Source organism: Mesorhizobium sp. LjNodule214, assembly GCF_964252735.1.
Lineage (GTDB): Bacteria > Pseudomonadota > Alphaproteobacteria > Rhizobiales > Rhizobiaceae > Mesorhizobium.
On sequence record NZ_CAXUPE020000001.1, the window covers coordinates 1,559,735 to 1,575,042 of the forward strand.

16 protein-coding genes are annotated in these 15,308 nt (G+C 64.1%); 15 read left to right on the forward strand and 1 reads right to left on the reverse strand.

Going from position 1 to position 15,308, the window contains the following annotated elements:
* Positions 1-9: 9 nt before the first annotated feature.
* The 13 genes from ACSQ3Z_RS07510 to trmB all read left to right on the forward strand — a co-directional run bounded on the left by ACSQ3Z_RS07510 (position 10) and on the right by trmB (position 12,468).
* Positions 10-1,116 (forward strand): DUF1513 domain-containing protein, encoded by a 1,107-nt coding sequence (locus ACSQ3Z_RS07510; protein ID WP_436171859.1) that lies wholly within the window; start codon positions 10-12, stop codon positions 1,114-1,116.
* Positions 1,117-1,254: 138 nt separating this feature from the next.
* Positions 1,255-1,992 (forward strand): tRNA (adenosine(37)-N6)-threonylcarbamoyltransferase complex dimerization subunit type 1 TsaB, encoded by a 738-nt coding sequence (gene tsaB, locus ACSQ3Z_RS07515; protein WP_436170685.1) that lies wholly within the window; start codon positions 1,255-1,257, stop codon positions 1,990-1,992.
* Positions 1,992-2,486, forward strand: a complete 495-nt coding sequence (gene rimI / locus ACSQ3Z_RS07520) for a ribosomal protein S18-alanine N-acetyltransferase (protein ID WP_436170686.1) — start codon at positions 1,992-1,994, stop codon at positions 2,484-2,486. The genes tsaB and rimI overlap by 1 nt, the downstream gene beginning before the upstream one ends.
* A gap of 128 nt (positions 2,487-2,614) precedes the next feature.
* Entirely contained in the window at positions 2,615-3,415 is an 801-nt protein-coding gene (locus ACSQ3Z_RS07525; RefSeq protein WP_436170687.1) for a lysophospholipid acyltransferase family protein, read from the forward strand.
* Between the two features lie 62 nt (positions 3,416-3,477).
* Positions 3,478-4,887, forward strand: coding sequence for a tRNA (N6-isopentenyl adenosine(37)-C2)-methylthiotransferase MiaB (gene miaB, locus ACSQ3Z_RS07530; RefSeq protein ID WP_436170688.1), 1,410 nt, complete (start codon positions 3,478-3,480; stop codon positions 4,885-4,887).
* A gap of 83 nt (positions 4,888-4,970) precedes the next feature.
* On the forward strand, positions 4,971-5,963 hold the full coding sequence (locus tag ACSQ3Z_RS07535; protein ID WP_436170689.1) for a PhoH family protein: 993 nt from the start codon (positions 4,971-4,973) through the stop codon (positions 5,961-5,963).
* A 17-nt stretch (positions 5,964-5,980) separates the two neighbouring features.
* Entirely contained in the window at positions 5,981-6,487 is a 507-nt protein-coding gene (ybeY, locus tag ACSQ3Z_RS07540; protein WP_436170690.1) for an rRNA maturation RNase YbeY, read from the forward strand.
* Positions 6,488-6,514: 27 nt separating this feature from the next.
* Entirely contained in the window at positions 6,515-7,588 is a 1,074-nt protein-coding gene (locus tag ACSQ3Z_RS07545; protein WP_120015045.1) for a hemolysin family protein, read from the forward strand.
* Between the two features lie 10 nt (positions 7,589-7,598).
* Entirely contained in the window at positions 7,599-8,069 is a 471-nt protein-coding gene (locus ACSQ3Z_RS07550) for a VOC family protein (protein WP_436170691.1), read from the forward strand.
* A gap of 94 nt (positions 8,070-8,163) precedes the next feature.
* Positions 8,164-9,756 (forward strand): apolipoprotein N-acyltransferase, encoded by a 1,593-nt coding sequence (gene lnt / locus ACSQ3Z_RS07555; protein WP_436170692.1) that lies wholly within the window; start codon positions 8,164-8,166, stop codon positions 9,754-9,756.
* A 140-nt stretch (positions 9,757-9,896) separates the two neighbouring features.
* Positions 9,897-10,316, forward strand: coding sequence for a helix-turn-helix domain-containing protein (locus tag ACSQ3Z_RS07560; protein ID WP_006202918.1), 420 nt, complete (start codon positions 9,897-9,899; stop codon positions 10,314-10,316).
* A 167-nt stretch (positions 10,317-10,483) separates the two neighbouring features.
* The gene (gene metK / locus ACSQ3Z_RS07565; protein WP_436170693.1) at positions 10,484-11,749 is read left to right on the forward strand and encodes a methionine adenosyltransferase; all 1,266 of its coding nucleotides are present in this window, start codon (positions 10,484-10,486) and stop codon (positions 11,747-11,749) included.
* 20 nt (positions 11,750-11,769) lie between these two features.
* Positions 11,770-12,468, forward strand: coding sequence for a tRNA (guanine(46)-N(7))-methyltransferase TrmB (trmB, locus tag ACSQ3Z_RS07570; RefSeq protein ID WP_436170694.1), 699 nt, complete (start codon positions 11,770-11,772; stop codon positions 12,466-12,468).
* Positions 12,469-12,529: 61 nt separating this feature from the next.
* Here the strand turns inward: trmB and ACSQ3Z_RS07575 are convergent, their stop codons facing one another.
* Positions 12,530-12,694 (reverse strand): hypothetical protein, encoded by a 165-nt coding sequence (locus ACSQ3Z_RS07575; protein ID WP_120015150.1) that lies wholly within the window; start codon positions 12,692-12,694, stop codon positions 12,530-12,532.
* Between the two features lie 310 nt (positions 12,695-13,004).
* Here ACSQ3Z_RS07575 and rimP point away from each other — a divergent pair, with 310 nt between their 5' ends.
* Together rimP and nusA are read left to right on the forward strand one after the other, a co-directional pair.
* Positions 13,005-13,649, forward strand: a complete 645-nt coding sequence (gene rimP / locus ACSQ3Z_RS07580) for a ribosome maturation factor RimP (protein ID WP_436170695.1) — start codon at positions 13,005-13,007, stop codon at positions 13,647-13,649.
* A gap of 47 nt (positions 13,650-13,696) precedes the next feature.
* The gene (nusA, locus tag ACSQ3Z_RS07585; protein WP_436170696.1) at positions 13,697-15,292 is read left to right on the forward strand and encodes a transcription termination factor NusA; all 1,596 of its coding nucleotides are present in this window, start codon (positions 13,697-13,699) and stop codon (positions 15,290-15,292) included.
* The last annotated feature ends 16 nt before the right edge of the window (positions 15,293-15,308 follow it).

Sequence of the window (15,308 nt, forward strand, 5' to 3'; positions counted from 1 at the left end):
AGATTGATCATGCGCACGCCGCTGATCGACCGCCGCGATTTCCTCAAAGCCGCCGGCGCGGGCTTCATCGCCACGATGGCGCCTCAGGCCTGGGCAAACACACTTGACGCCGACGCGGTCTTTGCTACCGCCTTCGTTAAGCGCGACGGCAGCTACGGCGCCGCGGTACTGTCCGAGGCCGGCAAGGTGCTGCATGCGATCGACCTGCCCGACCGTGGCCATGACGTCACTTTCGATCCGGTGTCGAAACGCTCCGTAGTCTTCGCTAGGCAGCCCGGTACTTTCGCCGTGGTCTTCGACCATAAAGGCCGCGACAAGCCGCTGACCATCGCCAGCATCACCGGCCGCCACTTTTTCGGTCATGGCGTGTTCTCGGCCGACGGCGCGCTGCTTTACGCCACCGAAAATGACTTCGACAACGCTGCCGGCGTCGTCGGCGTCTATGACACGCGCTCAAAATTCAGCCGCGTCGGCGAGTTCCCGACCTATGGCATGGGTCCGCACGAACTCTTGCTGCTGGGCGACGGCAGGACAATCGCGATCGCCAATGGCGGCATCGAGACGCATCCGGATTACGGCCGCGCTGAGCTCAACATCGCGACGATGAAGCCGTCCTATGTGCTGGTCGACCGCATCACCGGCGACCTCATCGAAAAGCACGAACTGCCGGCAGCACTGCACCGGCTGTCGATCCGCCACATGGATGCCGATCCGTCCGGCACGGTGTGGTTCGGCTGCCAGTACCGGGGGCCGAGCACCGACCGTCCGCTGCTGCTTGGGCGCGCTGCGCGCGGCAAGGATCTGCAACTGCTTGACATGCCACAGGACGTGCTGTCAGGCTTCAGGAACTATATCGGCTCGGTCGCCGCCAACCCTGCCGCGGGCACGGTCGCCGTCTCCTCGCCGGAAGGCAATTCGCTGGCCGTCATCGACGCCGCCGGCGGCCGCATCGTCGCCACCAGAGCGCTGGTCGAGGTCTGCGGCCTGGCGCCGGATGGCCCGGGCTTCATGGCGACGACGGGCGCTGGCGAGATCGTCGAGGGCAATGGTGCGACGCGCTCCGAGCCTGACTATGTCTGGGACAATCACATGCTGCGCATCGAGCAGGTGGCATAGGCGGCGGCCCGAAGGCCGACGGATCTGGACCCTGGCCGAAGCGAAGCCGCTTAACAATTGTGCACCGTCCCCCTTGCGGCGGCGGGCCATGGCGGGCACAGGGGATTGTTTTTCAACCCTGGGCGTTGACCAGAGACTATGAAGTTGCTTGCCATCGACTGTGCCGCCAGTCTCTGCGCCGCCTGCGTCTATGACGCGGCGGCCGGCAGCGAGCTTGGCCGCCACGTGCTCGATCTCGGCAAGGGCCATGCCGAGCACTTGATGGCGGTCATCGATGCGGCGCTGAAGGCCGCGGCGACCGACTATCCCGGCCTTGGCGCCGTTGCCGTCTCCATCGGTCCGGGATCCTTCACCGGATTGCGTGTCGGCGTGTCGGCGGCGCGCGGCCTGGCGCTGGCGCTGAAAATCCCGGCAATCGGCGTAACGACGCTGGAAGCACTGGCGGCGGAGGCGGCGACCATGTTTCCGGGTCGGCCGGTGCTGGCCGCGCTCGATGCCGGACGCGACGAGATCCACGCCGCTCTGTACGATAAGGCGTCAGTTTTGACTTACGGACCGGCGGTGACGACGTTTTCTCAGGCCGCCGCCATGGCGGCGGACATGTCCGTGGTGCTCGCCGGCACAGCAGCACCGCAAATCGCGGCGTCGGCCGGCCGCACCTTCGACATCGGCTCGACCGTGGCCACCGCCGACATCGCCGTCTATGCGAGGCTGGCCGCCATCAAGGGTGCAGGCGAAAAGCCGAAACCGCTTTACCTGCGCGGGGCCGACGCCAAGCCGCAGGCAGGCTTCATTCTACCGAGACAGGACCATGATCCCAAAAAGTGGGATCCTGTTTTTGGAGAAGATCATGGTCCAGGAGGAAACAAGTCCTGATGCGCATTCCTTTCTTTCAGCCGCGCCGCAGGGACTATGCGCTCGAACCGCTGACGGTCGCCGATAGCCCGGCGGTCTCAGTGCTGCACCAGGAGGATTTTGTCCGACCCTGGACCGACGGCGAGTTTGCCTCGCTGCTCGAGCAGGACACGGTGTTCGGCTATGCCGCGCGCGAGACCGGACAGGGCTCCAAACCGCCGGTCGGCTTCGTGCTGGCGCGGCTGGCGGCCGGCGAAGGCGAGATCTTGACCGTTGCCGTCGCCCGCTCCCACCGCCGCCAGGGCCTTGGCTGGCAGTTGATGGATGCGGTGCTGCGCGAATTGCACGCGCAGCGCGCCGAGGCACTCTTCCTCGAGGTCGACGAGACCAACGTCGCGGCCATCGCCCTATACCGGCGGCTCGGCTTCCGCGAAGTCGGCAAGCGCGCCAACTACTACAGATCGCCGGAGCACGGCCCGACCGGCGCGCTTGTCATGCGCCGCGACCTTCGCTAGCCAGACGCCGCATGACCCCGAAAATCGGATCCGATTTTTCGGAAAGGATCATGCGCCAAAATAAAAGTGTTACAGCGTCCTTTGCGCGTCCAAAAGGACGCGCGGCGCTGTAACGGCAGGGCCAGCGAATGATCAAGAAATTCAGGATTTTCATGGCGCTGGCCCTCGTCGCCACCGGCACGCTGATCTTCGCGCCTCTGCAGATACTGTCGATGAAGACCGGGCTCTGGCCGGAGACGTTCATCCTGAAAATCTGGCACAGGATGATCGCCAGGGCGCTGGGATTGCGCATTCACGTCAAGGGAACGCTCTCCAGCCAACGCCCGCTGCTGGTTGCGTCCAACCACATCTCCTGGACCGACATCATGGTGCTCGGCTCCATGGTCGACGTGAGTTTCATCGCCCGCGCCGATATGGAAGGCTGGCCGCTGATCGGCATGCTGTCCAAACTGCAGCGCACCGTCTTCATCGAGCGCGAGCGCAAGCGCACGTCGGGCGACCAGGCAAGCGAGATTGCCAGCCGCATGGCCAAGGGGGATGCCATGGTGCTGTTCGCCGAGGGCTCGACAGGTGACGGCAATCTGGTGTTGCCGTTCAAGAGCACGCTGTTCGGCGCTGCCTCGATGGCGATTGCGGAAGGCGCCGCCGCCGAGGTGTTCATCCAGCCGGTGGCGATCGTCTACACCCGCCTGCACGGCGTGCCGCTCGGCCGCCGACACCGGCCAATCGCCGCCTGGATCGGCGACGAGGACCTGATGCCGCATCTCAAGGTGCTGCTGGCCGAGGGCGCGCTGGACGTCGAGGTGCATTTCGGCGAGCCCTTCGCATTCTCCAAGGGATCGAACCGCAAGGAGACGGCGAGGCTGATGGAAGCCAGGGTGCGCGAAATGGTGCAGGCCGCGCTCGCCGATCCGCGCCCGAGCCGGTAGGCTGAAATCGCTAGGCCAGAATCGTCTGTTTTTTGTCACGGAAAGGCGTTAGAAGCCGCCGGATGGACTTGAACACGATAGAGCGCGACGATATCGGCCCTGCGGCTGACAGCGCACCTGCACCCGCTGGCACGGCGAAAAAAGTCTTTGTCAAGACCTATGGCTGCCAGATGAACGTCTACGATTCGCAGCGCATGACCGATGCGCTGGTCGCTGACGGCTACGTCGCCACCAATGCTGTCGACGACGCCGATCTGGTCCTGCTCAACACCTGCCACATCCGGGAAAAGGCGGCGGAAAAGGTCTATTCCGAGCTTGGCCGCATCCGCGACATGAAGGCCGAGCGCGCCGCAGCCGGTCGCGAACTGCTGATCGGCGTCGCCGGCTGCGTGGCGCAGGCCGAAGGTGCCGAAATCATCCGTCGCTCGCCCGCCGTCGATCTGGTCATCGGCCCGCAGACCTACCACCGGCTGCCCGACGTGCTGGCCAGGGTGCGCGGCGGTGAAAAGATCGTCGAGACCGAATACGCCGTCGAGGACAAGTTCGAGCATCTGCCGCAGCCGAAGCGCGCCGAAGTGATCAAGCGCGGCGTCACCGCCTTCCTCACCGTGCAGGAGGGCTGCGACAAGTTCTGCACCTTCTGCGTCGTGCCCTATACGCGCGGTTCCGAAGTGTCGCGGCCGGTGGCACAGATCGTCGCCGAGGCCGAGCGCCTGGCCGAGGCCGGCGTGCGCGAGGTGACGCTGCTCGGCCAGAACGTCAATGCCTGGCACGGCCTGGGCGAGGACGGCGCCGAATGGGGCCTTGGCCGCCTGCTGTTTCGGCTGGCCGAAATCCCCGGCCTGGCGCGGCTGCGCTACACCACCAGCCATCCGCGCGATATGGACGACGAATTGATCGCTGCCCACCGCGACTTGCCGGCGCTGATGCCTTATCTGCATCTGCCGGTGCAGTCAGGCTCGGACCGTATCCTCAAGACGATGAACCGCAGGCATACCGCAAGCGATTATCTGGCGCTGATCGAGCGTATCCGCGCGGCGCGCGGGGACATTGCGCTGTCCGGCGACTTCATCGTCGGCTTTCCCGGCGAGAGCGAAGCGGATTTCGAGGCGACGATGGAACTCGTGCACCAGGTCAACTACGCCTCGGCCTTCTCGTTCAAATATTCGCCGCGTCCCGGCACGCCGGGCGCCGAAATGGCCGATCACGTGCCGGAAGCCGTCAAGGACGAACGCCTGCAGCGCCTGCAGGCCCTGCTCGTGAAGCAGCAGCAGGACTTCGGCATGAGCCTGGTCGGCAGGACCATCGACACGCTGATCGAGAAGCCGGGCCGCCAGGCCGGCCAGAAGGTCGGCCGCTCGCCATGGCTGCAGCCGGTTATTGTTGATGAAAAGGCCGGCGAAATCGGTGACATTATCCAAGTGCGAATCACAAGGACGGGCTACAATAGCCTGTTCGCCGAATTGGCCTGACGGCCTCGGCAGATGAGGAGAGACGGTTGAGCGCTGCTGAACTGAAGAATCTGCCCCCGAGCCAGGCATCTGGGGCCTCTGACATGGCGCACATCGTTCTGACCTTCGACAACAACAAGCTTGCCAGCGCCCTGTACGGCCAGTTCGACGAGAACTTGGCGAGACTCGAGCAGAAGCTCGGCGTCGATATCCGCTCGCGCGGCAACCAGCTGACCATAAAAGGCTCGGCCTCGGCCGCCGAGCAGGCGCGCCGCGCCTTGGACAATCTCTACGGCATTCTCCAGAAAGGCGCCGATATCGGCCAGTCCGACGTCGACGGCGCCGTGCGCATGGCGATCGCCGCCGACGACCAACTGACGCTGCCGACGCTGGAGCGCAAGGGCAAGATGTCCGCCGCCCAGATATCGACGCGCAAGAAGACCATCTATGCCCGCTCGCTCAACCAAGACGCCTATATGCGGGCGCTGGAGCGGTCCGAGCTTGTCTTCGGCATCGGCCCGGCCGGTACCGGCAAGACCTATCTGGCGGTGGCGCATGCCGCGATGCTGCTCGAACGCGGCATGGTCGAGCGCATCATCCTCTCGCGACCCGCCGTCGAGGCCGGCGAGCGACTGGGCTTCCTGCCCGGCGACATGAAGGAAAAGGTCGATCCGTATCTGCGGCCGCTCTATGACGCGCTCTACGACATGATGCCGGCCGACAAGGTCGAGCGCGCGATTGCCGCCGAAGTGATCGAGATCGCGCCGCTGGCCTTCATGCGCGGCCGCACGCTGGCACATGCCGCCGTCATCCTCGACGAGGCGCAGAACACCACGCCGATGCAGATGAAGATGTTCCTCACCCGTCTCGGTGAGAACTCGCGCATGATCGTCACCGGCGATCCGACGCAGATCGACCTTCCCTCGAACACCAAATCGGGCTTGGTCGAAGCGCTGCGTGTCCTCGATGGCGTGGCGGGCGCGGTGACCGTGCGCTTCGGCGACGGCGATGTGGTTCGCCATCCGCTCGTGGCGGAAATCGTCAGGGCCTATGACCGCGACGCCAAGCTGGCGCGCGGCCTGGGCACCGAGAACTGATGTGACGATGCGGGCTCATGCCTGAAGACATAAAACCTGGCGGCGGGGATCTTTCGGTTCCCGTCGACATCGATATTTCGATCGAGTCGGGCGACTGGCCCGATGAGGCGGCATTGGCAGGCCTGGTCGACCGCGCCGTGTCGGCCGCCTTTGCCGAAACCAGCACCGACGGCCGTTCCGAACTCAGCATCGTCTTTTCCGATGACGCTCATATCCGCACCCTTAACGCCGGCTGGCGCGGCAAGGACAAGCCGACCAACGTCTTGTCTTTCCCGGCTTTTCCGTTTCCGAAAGGCGGTCCGCTGCCGCCGATGCTGGGCGACATCGTGCTGGCCGCCGAGACGGTCACTAAGGAAGCGGGTCTGGAAGACAAGCCGCTCGAGAACCATATCACCCATCTCGTCATCCACGGCCTGCTGCACCTTTTGGGCTACGATCACGAGACCGACGCCGAGGCCGAGGAGATGGAAGCGATCGAGCGCTCAGCGCTTGCGAGGCTTGCCATTCCCGATCCCTACGCGTAACTAAAAAGATCAATTGACCGGACGACGATGAACGACAAACCAGAGACTGCCGCCCGCCCCGACGCCGGCAGTGCGACCAAGCCTTCCGAAACGACGGAAGAGGGCTCGAGTCCGAGTACCACGACCGGCAGCATCGCCAGCGAGCCATCGCCTGCCGGTCCTTCCCTGTTCGATCGCGTGCTTGGCCTGTTCAGGCAGCGCAACGGCACCAGCCTGCGCGAGGAAATCGCCGGCGCGCTTGCCGAAACGACCAGCGATGCCGGTGCCTTCTCGCCCGGCGAGCGGGCGATGCTCAACAACATCCTGCGCCTGCGCGAGGTGCGCGTCGAGGACGTCATGGTGCCGCGCGCCGACATCGAGGCGGTCGAGATCACCACGACGCTGGGCGATCTTCTCGGCCTGTTCGAACAGTCCGGCCATTCGCGCATGCCTGTCTATTCCGAGACGCTCGACGATCCGCGCGGCATGGTCCACATCCGCGACGTGCTGGCCCACATCACCAAGGTTGCCCGCGTCAAGAAGGGCCGGACCAGCCGGAAGGCGCCGGCGACGACGCTGCTTGATCTCGCCCAGGTCGATCTCGCCCGCACCATCGGCGATCTCAACCTGATCCGCCCGGTGCTGTTCGTTCCGCCGTCCATGCTTGCCTCCGACCTGATGGGCCGGATGCAGACGACACGCACCCAGATGGCGCTGGTCATCGATGAATATGGCGGCACCGACGGCCTCGCCTCGCTGGAAGACATCGTCGAGATGGTCGTTGGCGACATCGAGGATGAGCATGACGACGACGAGCCGATGATCACCCAGACCGGTGAGGGCGTGTTCATCGTCGACGGCAAGGCCGAGATCGACGAGGTCGCCAAGATGATCGGCGAGGATTTCGCCGCCGGCGAGCATGGCGAATATGTCGACACGATCGGCGGTATGATTTTCAACACGCTTGGCAGGGTGCCGGCCCGTGGCGAAGTGGTGCAGGCCATACCCGGCTTCGAGTTCCACGTGCTCGACGCCGATCCGCGCCGCGTCAAGCGCGTGCGCATCGTGCAGAGCCAGAAGGGCGAGCGCCGGCGCCGCGCCGCCCGCGCCGAACAGGCCTAAGCGCCGACCGATGTCGGTCGACGACCCGTTCAAGCACTCGACCATAGGCTCCGGCGTATTCTACAAGGACCCGCGGGCCGCATTGAAATGGCTCGAAAAGGCCTTCGGCTTCGAGCCGAGCATGGTCGTCAGCGACTCTGAAGGCAGGCTCGTCCATTCCGAGATGCGCTTCGGCGATGGCTACATCATCGTCGATTCCGAATGGGCCGACCATATTGCCAGCCCGGCCTCCGTCGGCGGCCGGAACACGCAGGCGATCTACATCCGCCTCGCTGCCGGCCTGGATGCGCATTGCGAGCAGGCGAGGGCGGCCGGCGCCGACATCACCCAGGAGCCCGCCGACCAGTTTTATGGCGAACGGCTTTACCGGGCGCGCGATCCCGAAGGCCATGTCTGGACATTCACCCAGACCATACGCGCCGTACCACGTGAAGAGGCTGAGCGGCTCGGCGAGCTGAAGATCGAAGGCTGGCACCGATAGCACGGTGATTGGCCGGTCCGGGTTTCTCGGCGCAAGCCCCGTTCCGATAAATCTGATAAATCTGCTGTCGTGATTCGCGCGACTGGAAGTGTGTATGCAGCGCCTGGCCGGCCGGATAATACTGCTTTGGGGTTGGCGTCGTGCGCTGGTGGCGTTTCTCGCCGGAGCGTTGGCGGTTCTCGCCCAGGCGCCCTATGATTTCTTCGCCGTCTGCTTCGTCTCCTTCCCGCTCCTGGTCTGGCTCCTTGACGGTTCGACCGGCGAGGCCTCCGACGGTTGGCTGAGGCGGCTCAAGCCCGCATTCGCCATCGGCTGGTGGTTCGGCTTCGGCTATTTTCTTGCCGGCCTGTGGTGGATCGGCCAGGCACTGCTGGTCGAGGCCGACAGTTTCGCCTGGGCTCTGCCCTTCGCGGTGGTCGGAATCCCCTTTGCGCTCGCCTTCTTCTACGGCTTCGCCACGGTCGTCGCGCGGCTCCTGTGGAGCAACGACATCGGCCGCATTGCCGCACTCGCCTTCGGTTTCGGCCTGGCGGAATGGCTGCGCGATTTCCTGTTTACCGGTTTTCCCTGGAATGCCGTCGGCTACGCGGCAATGCCGGTGCCGCTCTTGATGCAGAGCGTGTCGGTGACCGGCATGATCGGCATGAACGCGCTGGCGGTCTTCATCTTTTCGCTGCCCGCGCTCGTTGCGGGTCGGCGGCACCTTCGCCTGGGCTTTGGGCTGCTTGTCCTGCTTGTCGCCGCCCATGTCGGCTTCGGCTATGTCAGGCTTGCCATGCCGGTCGAGCCGGCAACCCGCTCGATCGATGTCCGCATCGTTCAGCCGGACGTCGATCTCAGCGAAAAGTGGGACGCCTCGGTGCGCGACCGCATCTTCGCCACTTTGCTCGGCCTGTCGGCGAAGGAGCCGGAGCCCGGCCACGCCAAGCCGCAGCTGATCCTGTGGCCGGAGACCTCGGTGCCGTTCCTGTTCACCGAGCGCCCGGACGCACTGACCGCGCTGGGCGACATGCTGGGCGAAGGCCAGATGCTGATCGCCGGCGTCGTTCGCGAGGAGGGCGGCTCGGCGGCCGGTGCCGGCAGCCGCTATTACAATTCCGTGGTGGCGATCAACGACAAGGGCGAGATCACCGACGCCGTTGACAAGGTCCACCTGGTGCCTTTCGGCGAATACCTGCCCTTCGCCGGCCTGCTCGGCCGCTTCGGCATCGAACAACTCGTCGCCGGGCCGATGAATTTCGCGGCCGGCAACGAACGGCATCCGATCACGCTGCCGGACGGTGTGCGAGCGCTTCCGTTCATTTGCTATGAAGTTATCTTTCCCGATCTGGTTGCAGTTGACGCAACGTCATCCGAGCTTATTGTGAACGTTACGAACGACGCTTGGTTCGGGGATACACCGGGTCCGTACCAGCACTTCAGGCAGGCTCAGATCCGGGCCGTGGAGAATGGTTTGCCTTTGTTGCGCGCCGCTAACAATGGCATTTCCGCCGTTGTCGACCCGCGCGGACGCATCGTCGACGCGCTCGCCGTCGACGTGCGTGGAGCCATTGATGTGCGGGTGCCGATATCTGGGCGCGCCCTCATTTCCGCCGCCCAGCGGCGAATTAACGGATTGCTGGTCATATTCCTGTTCGCCCTGGGAGGGTTCACATTGAATGTAAGGCAACGGCTACGGGTGAATTGACAGCCGACACATTAGAAACTCATACTGTAAGTGCCTAAAATTTTCTCGAAGTCGGTTGGTGGTTCTGTTGGGGCAGTTGGCTCCGGCTTCGTTTGGGCAGGAAAAAATAGAAAAAGCCGGAAAAATTCGGCGAGGAGAAAATGACAGAAGAAAACAAGAAAAAGCCGAACCCGATCGACATCCATGTCGGAAGTCGCATCAGGCTCCGGCGCAATATGCTTGGAATGAGCCAGGAGAAGCTGGGTGAGAATCTCGGCATCACGTTTCAACAGATCCAAAAGTATGAAAAGGGCACGAACAGAGTGGGCGCCAGCCGTTTGCAGGCGATAGCCTCCATTCTCAGCGTGCCCGTTGCCTTTTTTTTCGAGGATGCCCCGGGTCAGGAGGCCGTGGGCAATCGTGGATTTGCCGAAGACGCGTCGATGGCTTTCGCCGTCGAATTCTGCGGCAGTCCGGAGGGGCTTCAACTCAACCGCGCCTTCGTCAAGATTGGCGACGTCAAGGTGCGCCGCAGGATCATAGATCTGGTGAAATCCCTTTCCACCGATGACGCCGACTGATCCAGAGGCTTGTGCCACCGGCGGCGCCCTGCCGTCGCTGGCACAAGCCAACTGTGCTGACATTTCATGCCAGAACCGCGGCAGCGCTTGACGAGCGGCGCCCGGCACCGCTAACACGTGGCGCGCCAAAATCGGCAACCTGCCGATCTTTTCAAGAGGGGACACCCGTGACGCGGCAGAATTACTTCTTCACCTCGGAATCCGTTGCCGAGGGCCATCCCGACAAAGTTTGCGACCGTATCTCCGACGAAATCGTCGATCTGGTCTATCGCGAGGCCAAGAAGACCGGCATGGACCCCTGGAAGGTCCGTGTCGCCTGCGAGACCCTGGCGACAACGAATCGCGTCATCATCGCCGGTGAGGTCCGGGTTCCCGAGACGCTGCTGAAAAAGGACAAGGCCGGCAACATCCTGATGGATGGCGCCGGTCATCCGGTCGTCAATCCGGCAAAGTTCAAATCGGTGGCCCGCAAGGCGATCCGCGAGATCGGCTACGAGCAGGCCGGCTTCCACTGGAAAACGGCAAAGATCGAGGTTCTGCTGCACGGCCAGTCGCCGGACATCGGCCAGGGCGTCGACAACGCCGCCGACCGGCAGGGCGAGGAAGGTGCCGGCGACCAGGGCATCATGTTCGGCTATGCCTGCCGCGAGACGCCGGACCTGATGCCGGCGCCGATCTACTACAGCCACAAGATTCTCGAACTGCTGGCCGCCGCGCGCCATGAAGGCAGCGGCGATGCGGGCAAGCTCGGGCCGGACGCCAAGAGCCAGGTCACCGTGCGCTATGTCGACGGCAAGGCCGCCGAGGCGACGCAGATCGTGCTGTCGACCCAGCACCTCGATTCGAGCTGGGATTCGAAGAAGGTCCGCAAGGTCGTCGAACCCTATATCCGCGAGGCGCTGGGCGATCTCAGGATCGCCGACGACTGCAACTGGTACATCAATCCGACCGGCAAGTTCGTCATCGGCGGACCGGACGGCGACGCCGGCCTGACCGGCCGCAAGATCATCGTCGACACCTATGGCGGTGCCGCACCGCATGGCGGCGGCGCCTTCTCCGGCAAGGACACGACCAAGGTCGACCGCTCCGCCGCCTACGCGGCGCGCTACCTTGCCAAGAATGTGGTGGCGGCCAAGCTCGCCGACCGTTGCACCATCCAACTGTCCTACGCCATCGGCGTCGCCCAGCCGCTGTCGGTCTATGTCGACCTGCACGGCACCGGCAAGGTCGAAGAGGCCAGGCTCGAAGACGCACTGCGCACCGTGATGGACCTGTCGCCGTCCGGCATCCGCCGTCACCTCGACCTCAACAAGCCGATCTACGCCAAGACCTCGTCCTATGGCCATTTCGGCCGCAAGGCAGGTCGCGACGGTTCCTTCTCCTGGGAGAAGACCGATCTTGCCAAGGCGCTCAAGGACGCGGTCGCCGCCTGACGGCGGCGCGGGACCCGTCCATGGATCCGAAAGACAGGCCGAGCCGCGCGACCGAATGTTTTTTCGGTCGCCGGCACGGCAAGACCATTCGTCCGCAGCAGGCGGCGGCGCTGGAAAGCGGTCTCGGGATCTATGGTCTCGACCTGGCCGAATCGCCTGCCGAATTGCGCGAGCTGTTCAAGGCGGATGTCTCTGCGGTTCGGCTCGAAATCGGCTTCGGCGGCGGCGAACACCTGCTGCACCGCGCCACGGAGGCCCCGGCGACCGGCTTCATTGGCGTCGAGCCGTTCGTCAACGGCATGGCCAAGCTGATGAAGGCGGTGAACGAAAAGCCGCTTGCCAATCTGCGCGTCCATGACGATGACGCCACGCGCCTGCTCGATTGGCTGCCGCAAGCCTCGCTCGACGGCATCGATCTGCTCTACCCCGACCCCTGGCCGAAGAAAAAGCACTGGAAGCGGCGGTTCGTCGGTCCGTTAAATCTCGACCGTTTTGCCCGGGTGCTGAAATCCGGCGGAAAATTCCGCTTTGCTTCCGACATCGACAGCTATGTCAATTGGACGCTGCTCAACTGCCGGGCGCATGGCGCGTTCGCCTGGCAGGCGCAGGAAGCCGCAGACTGGCATCGGCCCTATGAGGGCTGGCCGGGCACGCGCTACGAGGCGAAGGCCATCCGCGAAGGCCGGCGCCCGGCCTATCTTACCTTTATCAGGAAATAGCTGCGCAAAGGCGCGTTTGCGGGGAGGTTCAACGCCCCCGCGCCAGACGCCCGGAGTTTTCTTAGAAGCGGCCGATCCTGTCGAAGGCGGCCGGATTGATACCCAGATTGCGCAGATCCCGGTCACGGGGCTTGCGGCCGGCCTGCACGGCATGCGAGGCGGCCGCAGCACTGCCAAACGCGGTAAAGAAGCCGCCGATGGCGGAAAACATCAGGCGATTGCTCATGGTCATATCCTTTCGCGCGCCACCGCGCGCCGGTCATATTTGTGCAACGCAACATAGATAGGCGCGCGATGCCGGCAAACACAGGTGGATTAACGCATAGGCACCATGCACCTGATGCAACGCTGTTGCCGCTGCCCTGGCCTTTGCCCGTCCGGTACGGCGGACTGTCGGTACGGCGGACTTGAAACGCCGGCCGGTATCGTCTATATCAGCCTCAAATTCTTGGTCGGTATGACGAAGAGTGGGTCCACCCGGTCCCGCTCTTTTTTATTACCTGCCGGTCAGCCACCAATCGAACGACAGGGATCGAATGACTGCAACGGCAAGCGAAAGCGACGACCGCATCATCCGCGAAAGCGGTATCGATGCGCGCATCGCGCTGATCGTGCAGCCAGTGCTGCGCGGGATCGGCTTTCGCCTGGTGCGGGTGCATCTGTCGGGCCAGAACGGGCTCACGCTGCAGATCATGGCCGAGCGCGAGGACGGCACCATGACCGTCGAGGATTGCGAAGAGGTCAGCCGGGCCGTGTCGCCGGCGCTCGATGTCGATGATCCGATCGAAAAGGCGTATCATCTCGAAGTGTCGTCGCCGGGCATCGACCGGCCGCTGGTGCGCAAGTCGGACTTCGCGACATGGACCGGCCATCTGATCAAGATGGAGACCTCGGTCCTCGTCGCCGAACGCAAGCGCTTCAAGGGCAAGATCGCCGAAAGCGACGCGGATGGCGTGCTGATCGCGCGCGACAAGGCGGCCTATGGCGAGGAGCCGACGGTGCGCGTGCCTTACGATGCGATCGCCGACGCCCGGTTGGTGCTGACCGACGATCTCATCCGCGATGCCCTGTCGAAGGACAACAGGGCGCGCAAGGAAGCAAAGAAGCGCCGCGGCGAACCAGAAGATGCGCCAGAGGGTGCTGAACTGGACGCCGAAGACGGAACCGAACAGGAAAGTTGATTGAGCTGCCGGGCGAGAGCTCCGGCAACACGCTCGGGAGAAAGACAATGGTTGTAAGCGCCAACAGACTCGAACTGCTGCAGATCGCCGACGCGGTCGCGCGTGAAAAGTCGATCGACAAGTCGATCGTCATCGCCGCCATGGCCGATGCTATCCAGAAGGCGGCGCGTTCGCGCTATGGCCAGGAAACCAACATCCGCGCCGACATCAACGCCAACACCGGCGAGATGAAGCTGCAGCGGCTGATGGAAGTGGTCGAGAAGGTCGACGACTACGCCACGCAGATCGCCATTTCCTCGGCGCGCGAACGCAACCCCGACGCCCAGCTTGGCGATTTCATCGCCGAACAGCTGCCGCCGATGGATTTCGGCCGCATCGCCGCCCAGTCGGCCAAGCAGGTCATCGTCCAGAAGGTGCGCGAGGCCGAGCGCGACCGTCAGTATGACGAATACAAGGACCGCATCGGCGAGATCGTCAACGGCACCGTCAAGCGCGTCGAATACGGCAACGTCATCGTCGATCTCGGCCGCGGCGAGGCGATCATCCGCCGCGACGAGCTGATTCCGCGCGAGAACTACAAATATGGCGACCGCGTCCGCGCCTATGTCTACGACGTGCGCCGCGAGCAGCGCGGTCCGCAGATTTTCCTGTCGCGCACCCATCCGCAGTTCATGGCCAAGCTCTTCACCATGGAGGTGCCGGAAATCTACGACGGCATCATCGAGATCAAGTCGGTCGCCCGCGATCCGGGCTCGCGCGCCAAGATCGCCGTCATCTCGCGCGACTCGTCCATCGATCCGGTCGGCGCCTGCGTCGGTATGCGCGGCAGCCGCGTCCAGGCGGTGGTCGGCGAGTTGCAGGGCGAGAAGATCGACATCATTCCGTGGTCGCCCTCGGCCGCTTCCTTCATCGTCAACGCGCTGCAGCCGGCCGAAGTCGCCAAGGTGGTGCTCGACGAGGATGCGGAGCGCATCGAGGTCGTGGTTCCTGACGATCAGCTGTCGCTGGCCATCGGCCGCCGCGGCCAGAACGTCCGTCTTGCCTCGCAGCTCACCGGCTGGGACATCGACATCTTGACCGAGCAGGAAGAGAGCGAGCGCCGCCAGAAGGAATTCGTCGAGCGTTCGGCGCTGTTCATGGAAGCCCTCGACGTCGACGAGATGGTCGGCCAGGTGCTTGCTTCCGAAGGTTTTACCAGCGTCGAGGAAGTGGCTTACGTCGATTCCGGCGAGATCGCCTCCATCGACGGTTTCGACGAGGACACTGCCTCGGAAATCCAGACCCGCGCCCGCGAGTATCTGGAGAAGATCGAGGCCGAGCACGACGACAAGCGCAAGGCGCTGGGCGTCGCGGACGAACTGCGCGAAATCCCCGGCATCACCACCGCCATGATGGTGACGCTTGGGGAGGACGGCGTGAAGACGATCGAGGATTTCGCCGGCTATGCCGCCGACGATCTGACCGGCTGGAAGGAACGCAAGGACGGCGAGACCAAGGTCTATCCCGGTGTGCTCGCCAATCACGGCGTTACGCGCGCCGATGCCGAGCAGATGGTTCTGGCTGCCCGCCTCAAGGCCGGCTGGATCACCGAGGACGAGATTGCCGCGCAGGAAGCGCCGGCTGACGAAACCGTCGGTGCGTGAGGTGAAACCGCATCGC